Genomic DNA, 17,833 nt, shown 5'->3' with positions numbered 1-17,833 from the left:
TGTTAAGCACCTCTCAGCAACCGCCATAACGGTATATCTATTATTTCAATCGTAATCGTTTCATAATCATCAACGAGTTCATATAAAGGGATTATCTTATCATTAGTATAAAGGGTGGATTTAACATTTTTCGAGACAACTAAATGGACGGCATCCATTGGGCGGTTCACTTTCATATGAATAAATCCATCCTGGGAAGGAATAACTTCTTCATCAGAGGGGGTTCCAGCTCCGAACGTTTTAAATTTCGTTACGGTTAAATATAGCTGGTCATTAATATTTTCGTATGTTTCATACCACGGTTCTTTTTCAACGGAATGGATCCACCCGATTTCGAACATATCGTCTTCTATATAAAAGCTACTATTATTATAGGAAACTTGTATAATAGAAACACGATAAAAGAGGAAAACAAGGAGCACTAATAGGAAAGTGCCCCCTAAATATAAAAACTTATTTTTGCTCATCGTAATATTTTTGTGCTCCTGGATGCACTGGTGCAACCGTTCCTTCTTGAGCAAGTTCTAACGTTACCTCTGTTGCAGCTTGGTGAGAGTTACCTAGTACATCAAGCTTTTCGAAAAATAGCTTTGTTAATTGATATACATCGTCTTCACTTAAGTCACTACTTACTACTAACGCGTTCATAATTGCAGCAGTAGGAATAGGTTCAGCGTTACCATACGTATCAGCTGGAATTTCTAATGATACGAAATATGGTTGGTCTTGCGCAATTTTTTCAATGTTTTCTGGTTTTACAGAAACTAATTTAATATCAAGTGTTTTAGAAAGTTCTAGAACAGATGCATTTGGAAGACCACTTGTTAAAAATGCTGCATCAATGGCACCAGATTTTAATCCGTCAGCCGCTTCTGCATATCCCAAGTAATCTACTGTAATGTCATCATATGTAATGCCATGTCCAGCAAGTAAGTTTCTAGCGTTAACTTCTACACCAGAGTTTTGATCCCCAACAGCAACACGTTTACCAACTAAGTCTTCAACTGTTTCAATTCCAGAGTTAGCAGTTGTAATAATTTGAACGTAGTTCGGATACAGTCTAGCCATTTGCGCTACTTCTGTTACAGGTTCAGAGAAGCTTCCTGTTCCATTTACTGCGTCTGTTAATACGTCACTCATAACGAAGGCCATTTCTACTTTACCTTCTTTAATTAAGTTAATGTTTTCAACAGAAGCACCAGTTGATTGAGGTTTTGAGTTCACATCAAACGTATTTGTGTACTCATTCGCTAAAGTAGTACCAATAATATGATATGGACCTGAAGATCCACCAGTTGCAATCGTTACAATGTTCGTATCTAATCCATCTTCACTAGCGTTACCGCCGCTATCATTTCCCCCACATGCAGCTAGCACAGTACCAATTAGTAAAACGCTTACAAATAGAAGTGCAATTCTTTTCATGTTTATTATCCCCCTTGTCTAAAATAATATAATAATTCTAAAATAGTTTAGCAGAATAGCAGAATTGTTTCAATGATTTTTCGTTTCATTTTTCTGTAAATTTAAGAAGGATAACTTTAAATCTACTAAATTTATAAATATGTATAAAAAGAAGCTTGTTAGGACTCCTGACAATACACATGAAAAATGTAACGAATAAATATACATATAATAATGAAAATTAGAATAGCTTTTTTACCTTCTTAATTTATATGACAAAAAAGAAAAATATTATTTATAAATAGTAAGCGTTTTTATCTCGAGACCCGAAACATATCTATTGCTTTTTTGTTACAAAGCTCCTAAACTATTATAAGCAAATATGAATGAAAAAGAGGTTGTTCGAATGAACACAAATTCTAATAGAGAACAAGGGATCGGAATGTTGTTTGCCGCCCTATCGTATGTATTATGGGGGTTTCTCCCACTATATTGGAAGTTAGTAGATGATATTCCAGCGGCTGAGGTACTAGCCCATCGAGTTGTCTGGTCACTCGTATTTATGTTTATTATTCTTTTATTAGTTGGAAAATTTACTAGCTTTTGGGAAGAATTAAAGGCATTGTTGACGAATCGGAAACGACTAGTAGCGATTAGCTTTGCCTCTGTTTTTATTAGCATCAATTGGGGATTGTATATTTGGGCTGTCGCTAGTGAACAGTTAGTACAGGCGAGTCTTGGTTATTACATTAATCCGCTCGTTAGTATTTTACTAGGTATAATTGTATTAAAAGAAAAACTATCAACACTACAAACGATCTCTTTTATTATTGCTGCAGTAGGGGTACTAAATTTAGCGTTCAATTTCGGTGAATTCCCATGGTTAGCACTTTTATTAGCATTCAGCTTCGGTATTTACGGATTGTTGAAGAAAATGGTTCAATTAGGTGCGTTAGTAGGGCTAGCAATTGAAACATTACTTATCACACCGTTCGCACTACTTTTCTTGGTGTTTATGCCTTGGGGCGATGCGTTCGGTACGAGTGGTGGAACTACCATACTATTAATTGTAGCAGGTATCGCTACAGCTGTACCACTTCTATTATTTGCAAGTGGGGCAAAGCGAATTCCGTTATCGCTAGTAGGACTATTACAATATATTGCTCCAACGATTACGCTTATTTTAGGTGTTTTCTTATTTAATGAACCATTTACTGGGGTACACCTATTCTCGTTTATTTGTATATGGGCAGCCTTAACCCTATACACTTTATCGATTTCAAAATGGTTTAAAGTACAACCGGTGAAGAAAACGCTGCAAGGATAAAGGAATAACAAGAAGAGTCTCCGTTTTCATTGGAGGCTTTTTAGCTCGTTCTAAAATATGTGTAAGCTCCATATTTATGTACAGAAACAACTATAAATATGGGGGTGTTCACATGTTAAACAGGATAGCGAATAAGTTTTCTAAGTTTGTGGAGCGTTATTTACCAGATGCGTTTGTCATTGCGGTATTGATGACGCTCTTCGTTCTGCTTATCGGTTTTTTCATGAATCCAATGGAACCGAAGACGCTATTCACTTCTTTTGGAAATGGATTTTGGGCGTACCTAGCCTTTACGATGCAAATGGTTCTCTTATTAATGACTGGTATGGCGTTAGCATCCGTTCCTGTTATTCAGCGTTTACTTACAGCGCTAGCATCAAAGGCGAAAACGGCAAATCAAGCGTATGTGCTAACATTTTTAGTAGCATCGGCTGCCTATTATATTAACTGGGGATTAGCGGTCGTAGTAGGTGCGATTATTGCAAGAGAAGTTGGAAAGAGGAATAAAAAAGCACATTTTCCGCTGTTAGTAGCATCAGCATATACACCGACAGTATTATATACGGCAGGATTCTCCAGTTCCATTGGATTAACGGTTGCGACGGAAGGCCATTTTCTAGAAGGTGTTATGGGTGTCATACCAACTTCGCAAACGATTTTTCATCCAGGTACTTTTATTATACTACTAACTCTTCTAATCACTGTTCCACTATTCATCGTCCTGATGGCACCGAAAAAAGATATTATTTCTTACAATCCTCCTATTCTTAAAAATGCTCGTACTCCTGAAAATGAAACGAATAGTTCAAGCCCAGCTTTACGTTTAGAAAATACCCCTATTCTTGGTATGATCATTGGGGCTATTGGCATTATTTATATTGTTATAGAGTTTGTAGGTGGGCGTGATTTAGATTTAAATATTATTAATCTAATCTTCTTATCATTAGGGTTATTTCTTCATCGCTCGCTTGGTCAGTACGCAAAAGCGTTTAAGGAAGCGGCTGGTGCGATTTCACCAATCATTTTACAATTTCCGTTCTATGCAGGTATTATCGCCGTATTAGGTAGTTCTGGAATTGCGGAGTCCATTATTAACGGCATGGCATCCATTGCGAACGAACAAACATTTTCTGTCTTCTCCTATTGGACAGCCGGCTTAGTAAATATACTGGCTCCATCCGGTGGTGGACAATGGGTACTCCAAGGTCCATTACAAGTTCCGGCAGGGATGCAATTAGGTGTTGATCCAGCCGTGACTGCCATGGCTGTAGGTTGGGGAGATGCTTGGACAAATCTTATTCAACCGTTTTGGGCATTACCGATCTTAAGTGTAGTGGGATTGCATATTCGTCACATTATGGGATATTGTATCCTCCTTAGTATTTGGGTAGGGATTGTTACGACAATTTTATTATTTTTCGTATATTAGCGGTGTTAAAGCAATGTAAGCGCTACACTATTGCGTTAAAATTTTAATCTTTTATATTAGTGAAGTTTTCTTATTGACACGCGAAATGTAACATCATATACTAATAAATAATTTCATAATAAACTTTATTCAAAAAACTCTTATCCAGAGTGGCAGAGGGACTGGCCCGATGACGCCCGGCAACCTTTCTTTTATAGAAAAGGTGCTAATTCCTGCAAAACAGAAATGTTTTGGAAGATGAGAGAGGAAGAATTGTTATATTCACTTATCCTCTCTTGTTCTGACAAGAGGGGATTTTTATTTGGTCTTTATGAAAAGGAGGGAAGCGAATGATTGTAAGAGGTGCTCCTAACAATTATCAATGTAGAGTTGGAGTGTTAGATGACTTAGAGGTAATTTTACAGAATGAAGGATATCAAAAAGTATTGTGTATTACTGGTGAAAAATCACTGGAGGCAGCTTCAAACTATTTACCGAATTTCTCGACTGTTTCTGTATCTTTTGAAACGTACAACGGGGAATGTTCGCCATCTGAAGTTCAGCGGTATCATCGTATAATCGAACGAGAGCAATATGATGCCATAATCGGGCTTGGGGGAGGAAAAGTTTTAGATTTAACGAAAACTGTCGGTGATAGTGTTAAGAAAGATGTGATACTCATTCCGACGTTAGCGGCTACTTGTGCAGCGTGGACACCGTTAAGTGTACTTTATGACGATGAAGGCTCGTTTATAAGGTTTGAATATTATTCAAAGAGTACTTTTTACGTTTTAGTAGAACCGCGAATTATTAGCGAGGCTCCTGTCCAATTTCTAAAAGCAGGTATTGGAGATACGCTCGCAAAATGGTACGAAGCCAAGTCGTTAATACATAGTTTAGATCCACTTCCTGTATCGGTACAAATAGCATTACAGGCAGCAAGGCTATGTAAAGACCTTTTGTTAGAAAAAAGTTTACCTGCTATTGAAGCAGTAGAAGCTCAAAAAGTGACGGATGATTTACTAGCTGTAGTGGAAGCGAACATATTATTAGGTGGAATGGTTGGCGGTTACGGTGATTATTACGGTCGAGTTGCTGCAGCACACTCTGTTCATAACGCACTAACACATATACGTGCATGCCATTCTCTCCTTCACGGAGAAAAAGTTGCTTACGGTGTTTTAGTTCAACTCGCATTAGAGAAAGAGTGGGATGAAATCGAACTGCTCCTCCCTCTATATGAGAAGCTAGGTTTACCTGCCTCATTAGAATCGTTAGGACTAACGTTACAAAATAGTGAAGAGCTTGATTTAATAGCCGAAAAAACATTATTACCCTCTGAATCTATTCATTATATGAAAGATTCGTATAAAAAAGCGGACATTATATCCGCAATAGAAAAATTACAAGCATACAAAAAAATTACGAGGTGAAGAACATGAAAAAGATATTATTGTCCATTGTAAGTTTATTATTAGTAGCATTTTTAGCAGCATGTGGAGGAAAGGATACTGGAGGGGCACTAAGTGAAGATAAATTAGTTATTGGAGTAACAGCAGGACCACATGAGCAAGTAATGGAAAAAGTGAAAGAAGTAGCTGCAAAAGACGGATTAGAAATTGACATTAAAGTGTTTACGGAATATGTAATGCCAAATACTGCTCTAGCAGAAGGTGAACTAGATGTGAATAGTTTCCAAACGAAACCGTTTTTAGATAACGTTGTGAAGGAAAGAAATTATGATCTAGTCGACATTGCACCAACATTAACGTTCCCAATGGGTATTTATTCTGAAAAATTTGCGTCTGTTGATGAACTAGAAGAGGGAGCAAAATTAGGCTTACCGAATGACCCGACTAACGGAGGTCGCGCATTAATCCTATTCCAATCTGCTGGTCTTATTACGTTAAAAGATGGAGTTGGTGACCAAGCGACAGTAAAAGATATCGTTGATAACCCGAAGAACTTTGAATTTATCGAATTAGAAGCATCTCAACTTCCTAGACAATTAGACGAACTAGCTGGAGCTGCAATTAATACGAACTTTGCAATTGAACACGGATATGTTCCAACAGAAGATTCCATCTTTATCGAAGGTAGTGACTCACCGTGGGTAAACTTACTAGTTGTTCGTGGTGAAAATAAAGAAGATCCTGTTTTAGAAAAATTACTAAAAGCGTACCACTCCGATGAAGTAAAACAATTCATCGAAGAAACGTTTAGTGGATCTGTTATTCCTTCTTGGTAAGGAGCGAGTGGGCTATCGCAAATAATGTTTGATTACCGCAAATAAAGCAGCTGTTATCGCAAATAAAACACGGTTACCACAAATAAAGCGATGATGTATAAAAGTATGTGTAAGTCCTTTTGCTAGACAAATAAAAAAGGACAAAGTACTCTCTGAGTTATCACCACAATAACCTTTGAGAGGAGTACTTTATCCATGTCTCATTTTAACACAGATAAATTAGATTTAGCCACTATCTTAAAAATCTCCATGCAGGATCTCCTAAAGGAGAAAATAGAAACTATCTTGCGTGAGGAAATCAAGAGTGTACTAGAGAACGAACCTGTCGGAGAAGGAAATTCGCGTAACGGATACTATCCGAGGACTCTCGACACCATGTATGGCCGCGTTGAAGATTTGGCTGTTCCCCGTGATCGTAAGGGAGAGTTCACAACTAATATGTTTGAGCCTTATCAGAGGCGAATGGTTGCAGTAGATGAGCTCGTTGTTCAACTTTATCAACACGGGGTTGGAGTCCGTCAGGTAGGGAGCATCTTGAAAAACTTGCTTGGGGAACAATATTCCCCTGGCACCATATCGAATATCACATCTGCCGTGATGGAGGATGTGATTGAATGGCAGAACCGCCCTTTAAAGGAGCGCTATTGTGCTTTATTTCTTGATGCTTTATTTGTAAAGATTCGTAGAGATACAGTAGCCAAAGAAGCTGTCTATATTGTTCTAGGAATTACTCCGGAAGGCCACAGGGAAATCCTTGGTTTTTATGTAGGAGGAATAGAATCTTCAAATGGTTGGAAGGAAATCCTCCAGGACCTGCGCAACAGAGGAGTACAGGAAGTACTGCTAGGCGTTTTTGACGGACTGACTGGTCTCGAAGAGGCATTTCGTTCCATCTTTCCAAAAGCTGATGTTCAACGTTGTGTAATACACAAGGTCCGTTCCACTATGAATAAAGCACGTAAGAAGGATCAAGCTGAGCTAAGTACTGATTTTAAAAAAGTCTATACATCAAGCACATACGAAGAAGCTGAGAAAGCGTTCGGAGAGCTCAGGGAGAAATGGAAAAAGCGCTACAGTCGAGAAATAGCTTCTTGGGAAGAAGACCTTCCAGTACTCTTAACCTTTTTACGCTACCCTGAGGATGTCCAAAAGTACATCTACACTACAAATCTTATTGAGCGTACCATTAAGGAAATCCGCAAGAGGTTAAAAACCATGAATAGCCTGCCTAACATTGAAGCAGCTGAAAAGATTACGTACCTGACCTCTATCGACTATAACGAGCGCTGGTCAAGAAGAAAACTAAGTGGATTCGGCCTAGCTCATGATCAAATATTAAAAATGTTTGAGGAGCGGTATCCCAAAGCCTAAAAGTGGAGGATTCAGGCAGCCGCGGCTGCCTGAATCCTCCACTAACAAAGACATATAACTCATTGAGTACAAATGCTTACACATAATTATTGACAGTACCAATAAAGCAGCTGTTATCGCAAATAAAATTCGGTTATCGCAAATAAAAAATGATTACCGCAAATAAAACTGAAGTTACCGCAAATAACAACGGGAAACCGCAAGATAGAAACAGAGCCGCAAACTAAAAATGCGGCTCTCTCCTATAATAAATAGGGAGGAAGGATATTTATGATAGAACTATCCAACATAACGAAAACATTTGTATCGAAAAAGGGAAAAGTCGAAGCGTTGAAAAACGTATCGTTAAACGTACGAAAAGGGGAAATCTTTGGAGTTATTGGCTATAGTGGAGCAGGAAAAAGTACGCTAATCCGCTGTGTTAACTTACTAGAGGAGCCAACAAGCGGAACTGTCAAAGTGGATGGAGAGGAATTAACGAGCCTCTCAGCGAAGCAACTGTTAGATGCACGCAGAAAAATCGGAATGATTTTTCAAGGTTTCAATTTATTAAAAACGGCGACAGTTTATGAAAATATCGCAATTCCATTAAAACTAACAGGTGTACCTAAAAATGAAATAAAAGAACGAGTTGAAAAATATTTAACGATCGTTGGTCTTATGGAGAGGAAGGACGCCTATCCAGCACAGCTATCCGGTGGTCAAAAGCAAAGAGTCGCGATTGCAAGAGCTTTAGCGTTTGAGCCTTCTGTTCTGTTAAGTGACGAAGCAACAAGTGCGCTAGACCCTGATACGACAGAAGCGATTTTAGAGCTCTTATTAAAAATTAATAAGGAACTTGGAATAACGATTCTCCTTATCACGCACGAAATGCATGTTATTCAAAAAATATGTGATCGAGTTGCGGTTATGGAAAATGGAGAAGTTGTGGAGCAAGGTATGACGCTCGATGTGTTCACTGCGCCTCAACACTATACAACAAAAAAGTTCGTTAATTCAATCTTTAATCACGATGTATCAGAGGATATTATCGATTCTCTAAAAGACCAAGGCAAAATTGTTTCTTTAAAATTTATCGGAAACACGTCAAAGGAACCGGCTTTAGCGTATGTAAGTAAAAAGTTTGAAGTGTTCCCTAATATTTTATCTGGTCATATCACTCATTTAAAAGGGCAACCGTTTGGTAGCTTACTCGTTCATTTAAATGGTGAAGAGCCCGAAGTGAAAAAGGCAATTGATTATTTATTGGAAGAAGGAGTACAAGTGGAAGGAGAGGTAAACTATGACGTCAACAGTAAGCGAATTCCTTCATGAGTGGGGAGATACGATTTGGGAAGCGATTATTCAAACGTTTCAAATGCTGGGAATTTCTTTGTCTATCTCAGCAGCAATTGGTATTCCGCTAGGTGTATTCCTCGTTCTTACACGTCCAGGTAAAAGCTTAGAAAATAAATATGTGTACGGTTTTTTAAATATTAGTATTAATATTACACGTTCTATTCCTTTCATTATATTACTCTTCTTTATTTTACCTTTTACGAAACTAATCGCGGGTACTTCGATGGGAGTGCGTGGTGTAATCGTACCGCTTGTTGTTTATACAGCACCGTACATCGCGAGACTAATAGAAAATTCACTTTTAGAAGTGGATAAAGGAGTAGTCGAAGCGTACGAAGCGATGGGAATTAAAACTCGCCACATCATTTGGAATGTGATGATTCGTGAAGCGCGTTCCTCCATTGTCCTCGGTTTAACAATTGCAACAATTGGTTTAATTGGTGCAACGGCAATGGCTGGTTTAGTAGGAGCAGGGGGATTAGGAGACCTAGCTTATCGTTTCGGGCATTTACGCTACCAGTTGGACGTTATGTATGTAACCGTCTTCCTTCTAATCATTCTCGTTATCATTATTCAATCGGCTGGAAATATTGTCGCCGCGAAGCTTAAGAAAGATTAGGAGATGGTCCTTTTGGAAAAAACAGTAGATGTAAGTCGCGTTGTTCAATTTGAAGAATGGGAAAAACTCGCAAAAGAAAATATCGATCATAATGCTTTTACGTACATTCAATCTGGAGCAGGCAGAGAAGAAACGCTGCGAAGTAATGAAGAGGACTTTCGAAAAATAAAGCTCATTCCACGATATTTAAAAGATGTTTCAAACGTTTGTTTGAAAACGAATATTTTAGGAGAAACATTACCGTATCCGTTTATGATAGCACCAGTTGGCATGCAAGGAATTGCACATAGGGATGGGGAACTCGCAACAGCACGTGCAGCTAACGCACTAAAGGTTCCATTCATTGCTAGTACGGTCACGACATATTCTTTGGAAGAGATAGCGGCAGAGCTACCAGACACGATAAAATGGTTCCAATTGTATTGGAGTGGCGATTGGGAAATAACAGCAAGCTTTCTTCACCGCGCTGAAAAAGCAGGATACAGTGCAATTGTTGTGACAGTAGATACTCCATTATTAGGATGGCGAGAAAAAGACTTAACTAATGGGTATTCTCCACTAAAAGTTGGCAAAGGGGCAGGTAACTATTTTTCAGATCCTGTTTTTCTACAACGTTTAAAGCGTTCGCCACAGGAAGACAGTACGGCAGCAGCGGAAGAAATGATTAAACTTGTGCTAGAACCGAAATTAACTTGGGACGATATTCGCTTTATACGTGAATATACATCATTGCCAATCATTATTAAAGGAATACTACATCCTGAAGACGCGAAACAGGCGCTTAACTATGGTGTGGATGGCATTGTTGTCTCTAATCACGGTGGTCGACAATTAGACGGAGCTATTTCTTCCATTGAGGCGTTACCCGCAATTGTCGAAGAAATTCAAAATAAAATACCGGTATTACTAGATAGCGGAATCCGATCCGGTGCAGACGCGGTAAAAGCGTTAACTCTCGGTGCCGATGCAGTATGTCTCGGTCGACCGTTCGTGTACGGCTTAGCGGCAGCTGGGCAAGAAGGTGTTTCACAAGTTCTGCAAAACTTTATACAAGATTTAAAAGTGACTAAAAGTTTAACGTAAAAAGTAGGGGAACTAGATTCCACCTACTTTTTTTATACGAATTAAAATAAAACACTTCCTAAATAAATGACGAACGCTACTGAAAGAGAGCTACATATTGTAGAAAATAGTACAGTTTGCGCTGCTAACTCAGGATGACTGTTGTATTCTTGTGCTATGACAGCGCTATTCACAGCTGTAGGCATAGAGCTTGCGATTAGTAATGATTGAGCCGTGATACCGTCAACGTTGAATAAATAGATAATAGCGAGTGCAAGAGTAGGCCCAATAATTAAACGGATTCCACCACTAACTAGCACAAATGAAGAAATCGCAATTTTTTTTAAGTTTGCGACTTGAGCACCTAAAGTTAGTAGTGCTAAAGCGACCATTGCGTCCGCGATATAGTGAGCAGGTACCCATATAAAATCCGGTATCGGTACATTCCAATAGTTTAATAGAACGCCAGACAACATGGCATAAAGAACAGGCATTTTAAAATAGCCAAGAGCTGCTTTCAGCTTTCCTACATCTGCAGATTTTAACGAAAAAATACCATATGAAAACACAAATATATTTTGCAGTGTTAACATAATTACTTGGATGGACATAGCATACGGATCGCTTTTAAAAACTAAATCATTTACAGGTACTCCGTAGTTACCTGAATTAAAAAACATCGTCGAGTTAGCGAACGTTGTTTTTTTCTTATTGTCCATTTTCATTATTTTGGCAGTGATTGAAGCAATGATATACAGCAAAACGACAAGTAAAATGAAAAATGAAAGCACATTAACAAAAAGCTGCATCGTAAACGAGGATTCATATAGTTTTACAAAAATAAATGCTGGCACAACGAAATAAATATTCAGTTTTGCTAGAGTGGACAAATCAAGCTTAAACTTTTTTTGTAGGATATACCCGATCGCCATAATAATAAAAATTGGTAGAATAATATCTTTTAAAATAAATAATAAAGCAGTCATATTGGGGCCTCACTTTGGATTATTTCGTAAGTCTAATGAACATACACTTATTTTACCGTGTTAAATTAACCGTGGCAACGACTACCGAATGTTAATGACTATTTTCCTGTTTTTTACTATAATAATAGGTAATGATAAATAGAAAGAGAGCTTAGTTTATGCAACGCTTAATTATACCGTGGCTCTTAGTAGTCGCATGGATGGTACTTATTTTCTCCTTCTCGGCTCAGCCTGCTGAACAATCTTCCAGTTTAAGTGGAGGGATTGTGGAGCCGATTATTGAAACAATTGAAACAGTAGTCCCTGTTGTTACTATTGATAAGGAGTTTTTCCATACGTTTATTCGTAAAAATGCTCACTTTTTTGCTTATTTTATTTTAGGTGTTCTATCGAAACATGCTTTTAGGCGTAGTGGAGTTATTGGAATGAAGGCGGGGATTTTTGCCTTTTTCTTATCAGTTGTTTACGCAATTTCAGACGAGGTACATCAACTTTTCGTACCAGGTAGAAGTGGAGAGGTTAGGGATGTGCTTATTGATAGTGCTGGAGCGTTCATAGGCATTGTCATATATTATTGTTTGTCTAAACTATATAACCGAAACAAGGCACTTTCTCGTTCGTAGAAAGTGCCTTGTCTTGTTTAATTATTATTAACCTTCTCAGGATATTTTTCTTGAATCATTCGAATAAATGGCTTAACGAAGACTGGATCAAATTGTTCACCAGCACAACGATTCAACTCATCTATTCCTTCTTGGAATGTTTTTGTTCGTTGATACGGTCTTTCCGTTGTCATTGCGTCAAAAGAATCAATAACACAAAGTATACGTGCTAGTTTAGGGATTTTTTCACCTACTAGCCCGTAAGGATATCCTTTTCCGTCGAACCGTTCATGGTGTAGCTCTACTAGCGGAATGAGGTCATCATACTTTTTCGTCGAGGCCATAATTTCTTTCCCCCACGTAACGTGCTTTTTCATTAAGTCCCATTCGTGGGCATCGAGTTTCCCTTTTTTATTAATAATGTCACGAGGTATTTCTAGCTTCCCGATATCATGGATAAGAGCACCAAGTATGAGCTCGCGGCGTTCTTCACTCGTTAATGGAAGGCGATTGGCCATTTCAACTGCGTAAGTGAAGACACGTTTACTATGTTGGTATGTGTACATATCTTTTGATAAAAAGATAGAAAGTTGCTGCTCGAGAGCATCTATTTCTTTAAGTAGAAAATGCTCTTCATTATATAAATGAGAATTTTCTTCGTATATTTGAACAGTGTTTTTCCCTTGAGCTTTTGCATAATACATTGCTTTATCTGCTTTATTTAATAGTTCAGCTGAATTATACGTATCTTCTTCATATTGCGCGATTCCCGCTGAGAAAGATAAACATTGAAGAGGGAGATCATCACTACCGTTAAAATGTGTGTCGTTCAGTTCTTTTCGGATTTTATTTAAGAATGCTGAAGCTGCCCGCTTATCTGTTTTAGGCATTAAAATTGTAAATTCTTCTCCACCATATCTTGCAGGTAAATATCCGAATGGTTCCGTTTTTTCTTTTAAATAAGAACCAAAATACTTTAATAACTCATCACCTTGCAAGTGACCATTCAAATCATTATATTTTTTGAAATCATCAATATCTAAAATTGCAACAGAAAATGCTTCGTACGATTCCATTTGTTTAATATGTTCATCTAGTTGTAGTTTAAAATAACCATGGTTAAACAAGTCAGTTAAAAAGTCTTTATTTGCTTTTTCTTCTACTTCTTTATAAAGGGTAAAGAATTTAGTAAAGGCGAAGGATAGTGATACAACTAGGGAAATGAAAAGAAAAAGTCCAAAATAACTGTTTGCCTCTAATAGAATAGTTAAAACTAGAGCTAATAATAGTGTACTCACGTAGCTGACTATAGATTCTTTTATAATTCCTTTTTTAGAGAGATTCCTAATTAGTTGTACTGCATCTTTTGGCTCAAGGATGAAAAAGTATGCACTAATCATAATGACATTTAATGAGAAGTAAACTGTAAGTGCAACAAGGTAAGGCAATAGGTTTGTGAAATTTGTTCCATCTTGAGTGCCATTGAACAGTATATATGAATAATAGGAACCAACAATCATTATAGTATAAATTGAAAAGTTAAAAAGGTGCTTCCACCATGTAGTTTTTCTAATAAATAAACCTAAAAGGCTACTTAGTAATAGTACTAGTAACGTAATATCGAGACCAAAAAGGAAAATACAAGCGAGATAAATGGAACTGTCCATTGACAGAGCATTACCTTTAGGAGGTAAAAATATAATAAAGAAATTCAGTAGTAAAATTGAGCCTGTTAATATATATATAAGAACCCATCCCTGTATCGTTACATTAAGGGGGGACAGATGATAAATAGCTAAAGGTATACCAATAATACATATAGTGAAAATATATAATTTCTGTAAAAATTTCATATGCATACCACTTTCAAAAATATTAGGAGAAGCAATATATAGTATTACTCCTCCCACCATTATTAGACTAACTTATAACCTGAAGTTAGTGCAACAATTAATGATCCTAAAACTACTAGGTTGATAATAGTGTTTTTTGTTTTTGCGCTCATGTTTGTCACCTCCTTCAAATATTTAATTGTATTTAATTTGTAGAACTAGAAACTTTATTTGCGTTTTTTCGACTTTCCACCATTACATATTGAATAAAAATGAAAACACCAATATTCATTATAACGTCTCCAATACTGATAACCTGTTCTTTAGGATACGGAGCTTGCAATGGGATAATATCACCAAGAAATGCTAGTCTAGTAGCTTCTGTTATTGCCTCATGTTTTCCATATAAGCTATTTGTTAAAGCTTCAACGAAATATGGGTCAAGCATTTGACTTGCTTCTATTGAAACAGGCATTCTTCCCCCGTTTACTGCCATAACTATGAAATTTAAAACTACTCCAACTAAAATTAAATTAAACCCTCTATGTTCTCTATTAAGCCATAATAGGTAAATACCAATTACGTAGATTAACATAAAAGTAATGTTGCTATAATTTCCTACTAATTCAAATTTGTTTTGGATAGCAAATATAGTAATTTGCACTATTAGTAAAATAGGGAAAACTAGAGCATACTTAAACTTTAACTCTGCAAATTTACTGAAGTTTCCTCCTCTAAGAAGGGCAACTATTATTCCAACCAATATACCGTCATAAACCATTTTCTTTCCTCCGAGTTGATTGGTGTTTACTATAAGATAATATCATAAATAAATTACTTTTATAACATATATTCCTACAAAACTAGACAATATTTGCAATAAATTGGACATAAACACTTATTCAAATAATTCTTAATTTTTAGTACAATTAAAAGAAGTTAATTTTAAAGAGGAGTGTGTCCAATGAAAAGAGAAGATTTGATTGCTCCAGAACAGTATAATTTAGTTTCTGAAGTGGAAAGATTTACTTCAGACAAAAAGAAAGTAGCCTTAATTTGGGAAAATGAATTAGGTGAAAGTAAGGCAATTACATATGAGAGATTAGTAGATAGTGCGAATAAGATTGGAAATGTTTTTTTAAATAAAGGCCTTGAAAAAGGTGATGTTGTCCTAGTAGTCGTACCAAGGCTTGTGGAAGCATACGAAGTTTATTTAGGAGCGTTAAAGGCAGGTTTGGTCGTTATTCCGTGTTCAGAAATGCTACGTGCAAAAGACTTTGCTTATCGAATCGAGCATGGTGATGTAAAGGCAGTCGTTTCCTATTTTCCTTACGTAGAAGAGTTAGAGAAAGTAGAGAATATCAAGGATAGTCCCCGTTTTGTAGTCGGAAATCAAAAAGACGGTTGGATTCAACTTGAAGAAGAAATGACATTACAATCGAATCAACTAGCAACAGCAGAAACTTTAAGAGACGATATTGCATTTTTATCGTATACGTCAGGTACAACTGGAAATCCGAAAGGTGTTGTCCACACACACGGTTGGGCGTTTGCACATTTAAGAACCGCTGCACCCCATTGGTTAGCTATTGAGGAAAATGATGTTGTTTGGGCAACTGCTGGACCTGGATGGCAAAAATGGATTTGGAGCCCTTTTCTTTCTACTTTAGGATCTGGGGCAACAGGGTTCGTATATAATGGTAAGTTTGAACCGAATAAATATTTACAGTTGTTAGATCAATACCAAATAAATGTATTATGTTGTACACCAACAGAATATCGCTTAATGGCGAAAGTGGAAAACTTAAATGATTATTCATTAAAAGGATTACATAGTGCCGTCTCTGCTGGAGAGCCATTAAATCGGGAAGTAATTGATACGTTCAAACGTCACTTTCATGTTGAAGTGCGTGACGGCTACGGACAAACAGAAAATACGTTATTGCTTGGTGTGTTAAAAGGAATGGAAATAAAACCTGGTTCAATGGGAAAACCGACGCCAGGTAATGTAGTAGAAGTTATTAATGATGAAGGTGAAGTGTGTGATCCAGGAGTAGTAGGAGATATTGCTGTTCACGTTAGTACACCGGCGTTATTTAAAAGGTATTATAAAGATCCAGAGCGAACTTCTCGTCAGTTTAGAGGAGAATACTATATAACTGGGGACAAAGCGAAAAAAGATGAGGACGGTTATTTTTGGTTTGAAGGGAGAGGAGACGATATTATTATTAGCTCCGGTTATACGATTGGCCCGTTTGAAGTAGAAGATGCTTTAGTAAAACATCCGTACGTTCGCGAATGCGCAGTTGTAGCTAGTCCTGATGAAGTACGTGGGACAGTCGTAAAGGCGTTCATCGTATTACAAAATGAAATTGATTCTAATGATCCGAAGTTAATCCCAACATTACAAGAGCATGTAAAACAATTGACGGCACCGTATAAATATCCGAGGAAAATCGAGTTTGTAGAGGATCTACCGAAAACAACGTCTGGAAAAATTAGAAGAATTGAGTTAAGGCAAAAAGAAATGACTAGCGTATAAAAGAAAAAAGCAGGGCTTCACAATTGTGAGATTCCCTGCTTTTCCTATTACTCATTTAATTTTAAATGTTCTTTTAAAATAGTAGAAATGCGTAAACGTTCTTCTTCAGGAACTTGTAAATAGTAGATACGGCTAATCGTCGTTCCAGTTCCGGTTATTTGAAGAACTTCAAGGTCATTTATTGCCTCTTTATAATTTTTTTGAATATCTAGCATCTCTGTTGATGCTATATCTGTTTTAACATTTTGGCCAATAGCATTTAAAATAGAGTCTAAGTTTGTTATGCCAGAGAATGACGCGCCTTTTTTAATAACAGCTTGAACTATTTGCTTTTGTCGATCTGTTCGTCCGAAATCACCACGAGGGTCTTGCTTCCTCATTCGAGAAAACGCTAATGCTTCTTTACCGTTTAAAGAAATCTTCCCTTCTGGAAAGTCCATTCCGCCGGTAGAAAAGGCAAAACTATTGTTGACTTCTACTCCTCCTACAGCATCTACTAAATCTTTAAAGCCTTCCATATTGATCTTTACGTAATAATCAATCGGTATATCTAAAAAGTTTTCGACAGTAGGAATAGCCATTTCCACTCCACCGAACGAATGGGCATGATTTATTTTATCCTCAAAACCTTTACCGACTATTTCCGTTCTTGTATCTCGTGGAATACTTACCATTTTCATCGATTTGTCGTCTGGATTTACCGTTATAACCATTAAGGTGTCTGAGAGGCCTCTCTCTAAATTGCCGTTTCTAGAATCTACTCCAATTAAGAGAATAGAAATTGGATCTTGTTCTATAAAGTTTACTTTTTCAGGACGTTTATCTGAATGCTCTCTCTCAATCGGTTGATGCATCGTACTTAATGTTTTATTCACATTATAAAATGCATAACCTACCATACTTCCAACGACTAAAAATAAAACACCGATTATTAAGAAAGTATATTTCTGCCACTTTTTTAAGTTTTTTAGTTTTTTTCTCATTAATTTCTTCCTTTATCTGTATATTCTACTTTGAATTATACGGTTTTTCGACACGAATGTACATCGAATATATTGTAAATTTTTAATTTTGCACAAGCTTATGTAACGTTT

16 protein-coding genes and 1 riboswitch are annotated in these 17,833 nt (G+C 37.0%); of the genes, 10 read left to right on the top strand and 6 right to left on the bottom strand.

Translation table 11 applies throughout. The features are described from left to right. Positions 1-2: 2 nt before the first annotated feature. Both BC6307_RS20115 and BC6307_RS20110 read right to left on the bottom strand, forming a co-directional pair. Positions 3-467: a DUF1850 domain-containing protein gene (locus BC6307_RS20115; protein ID WP_094366201.1), complete on the bottom strand. Its 465-nt coding sequence runs from the start codon at positions 465-467 to the stop codon at positions 3-5. Beyond that, entirely contained in the window at positions 454-1,425 is a 972-nt protein-coding gene (locus BC6307_RS20110; protein WP_066420816.1) for a TAXI family TRAP transporter solute-binding subunit, read from the bottom strand. Before BC6307_RS20110 ends, BC6307_RS20115 begins: the two co-directional genes overlap by 14 nt. A gap of 385 nt (positions 1,426-1,810) precedes the next feature. On the opposite strand from BC6307_RS20110, the gene rarD reads away from it, so the two are divergent. From rarD to BC6307_RS20070, 8 genes are all read left to right on the top strand, one after another. After that, positions 1,811-2,731 carry an EamA family transporter RarD gene (gene rarD / locus BC6307_RS20105; RefSeq protein WP_066420818.1) on the top strand — a complete coding sequence of 307 codons (921 nt, stop codon included), beginning with the start codon at positions 1,811-1,813 and terminating at the stop codon, positions 2,729-2,731. A 112-nt stretch (positions 2,732-2,843) separates the two neighbouring features. Next, positions 2,844-4,160: a short-chain fatty acid transporter gene (locus tag BC6307_RS20100; RefSeq protein ID WP_066420819.1), complete on the top strand. Its 1,317-nt coding sequence runs from the start codon at positions 2,844-2,846 to the stop codon at positions 4,158-4,160. 137 nt (positions 4,161-4,297) lie between these two features. Further along, positions 4,298-4,404, top strand: a riboswitch (SAM riboswitch). A gap of 85 nt (positions 4,405-4,489) precedes the next feature. Next, positions 4,490-5,572 carry an iron-containing alcohol dehydrogenase family protein gene (locus tag BC6307_RS20095; RefSeq protein WP_066420820.1) on the top strand — a complete coding sequence of 361 codons (1,083 nt, stop codon included), beginning with the start codon at positions 4,490-4,492 and terminating at the stop codon, positions 5,570-5,572. A gap of 5 nt (positions 5,573-5,577) precedes the next feature. After that, the gene (locus BC6307_RS20090) at positions 5,578-6,387 is read left to right on the top strand and encodes a MetQ/NlpA family ABC transporter substrate-binding protein (protein WP_174522394.1); all 810 of its coding nucleotides are present in this window, start codon (positions 5,578-5,580) and stop codon (positions 6,385-6,387) included. Between the two features lie 195 nt (positions 6,388-6,582). Further along, the gene (locus tag BC6307_RS20085) at positions 6,583-7,758 is read left to right on the top strand and encodes an IS256 family transposase (RefSeq protein WP_094366035.1); all 1,176 of its coding nucleotides are present in this window, start codon (positions 6,583-6,585) and stop codon (positions 7,756-7,758) included. Between the two features lie 270 nt (positions 7,759-8,028). Further along, positions 8,029-9,072, top strand: a complete 1,044-nt coding sequence (locus BC6307_RS20080; RefSeq protein WP_066420880.1) for a methionine ABC transporter ATP-binding protein — start codon at positions 8,029-8,031, stop codon at positions 9,070-9,072. Then, positions 9,041-9,715, top strand: a complete 675-nt coding sequence (locus BC6307_RS20075; RefSeq protein WP_066420878.1) for a methionine ABC transporter permease — start codon at positions 9,041-9,043, stop codon at positions 9,713-9,715. Before BC6307_RS20080 ends, BC6307_RS20075 begins: the two co-directional genes overlap by 32 nt. Positions 9,716-9,727: 12 nt before the next feature. Next, positions 9,728-10,798: an alpha-hydroxy-acid oxidizing protein gene (locus tag BC6307_RS20070; protein WP_305791250.1), complete on the top strand. Its 1,071-nt coding sequence runs from the start codon at positions 9,728-9,730 to the stop codon at positions 10,796-10,798. A gap of 41 nt (positions 10,799-10,839) precedes the next feature. Here BC6307_RS20070 and BC6307_RS20065 read toward each other — a convergent pair whose 3' ends face one another. Further along, complete coding sequence (locus BC6307_RS20065) at positions 10,840-11,763, bottom strand: AEC family transporter (protein ID WP_066420876.1); 924 nt, start codon at positions 11,761-11,763, stop codon at positions 10,840-10,842. 158 nt (positions 11,764-11,921) lie between these two features. On the opposite strand from BC6307_RS20065, the gene BC6307_RS20060 reads away from it, so the two are divergent. Continuing rightward, positions 11,922-12,386, top strand: coding sequence for a VanZ family protein (locus BC6307_RS20060; RefSeq protein ID WP_066420875.1), 465 nt, complete (start codon positions 11,922-11,924; stop codon positions 12,384-12,386). Between the two features lie 17 nt (positions 12,387-12,403). Here BC6307_RS20060 and BC6307_RS20055 read toward each other — a convergent pair whose 3' ends face one another. Continuing rightward, the gene (locus tag BC6307_RS20055) at positions 12,404-14,218 is read right to left on the bottom strand and encodes a bifunctional diguanylate cyclase/phosphohydrolase (protein WP_342351647.1); all 1,815 of its coding nucleotides are present in this window, start codon (positions 14,216-14,218) and stop codon (positions 12,404-12,406) included. 184 nt (positions 14,219-14,402) lie between these two features. Then, a complete protein-coding gene (locus tag BC6307_RS20050; protein ID WP_066420873.1) occupies positions 14,403-14,978 on the bottom strand; it encodes a DUF5317 domain-containing protein in 576 nt (191 codons plus the stop codon). A gap of 183 nt (positions 14,979-15,161) precedes the next feature. Between BC6307_RS20050 and mbcS the strand changes: the two genes are divergently transcribed. Then, on the top strand, positions 15,162-16,739 hold the full coding sequence (mbcS, locus tag BC6307_RS20045) for an acyl-CoA synthetase MbcS (protein ID WP_066420872.1): 1,578 nt from the start codon (positions 15,162-15,164) through the stop codon (positions 16,737-16,739). A gap of 47 nt (positions 16,740-16,786) precedes the next feature. Here the strand turns inward: mbcS and BC6307_RS20040 are convergent, their stop codons facing one another. Next, positions 16,787-17,722 carry an LCP family glycopolymer transferase gene (locus BC6307_RS20040; protein WP_066420871.1) on the bottom strand — a complete coding sequence of 312 codons (936 nt, stop codon included), beginning with the start codon at positions 17,720-17,722 and terminating at the stop codon, positions 16,787-16,789. Between the last annotated feature and the right edge of the window lie 111 nt (positions 17,723-17,833).

The sequence above is a fragment of the Sutcliffiella cohnii genome (assembly GCF_002250055.1).
GTDB lineage: Bacteria > Bacillota > Bacilli > Bacillales > Bacillaceae_I > Sutcliffiella > Sutcliffiella cohnii.
Note: the sequence above shows the minus strand (reverse complement) of the source record. Positions and strands in the feature narration are given on the sequence as shown.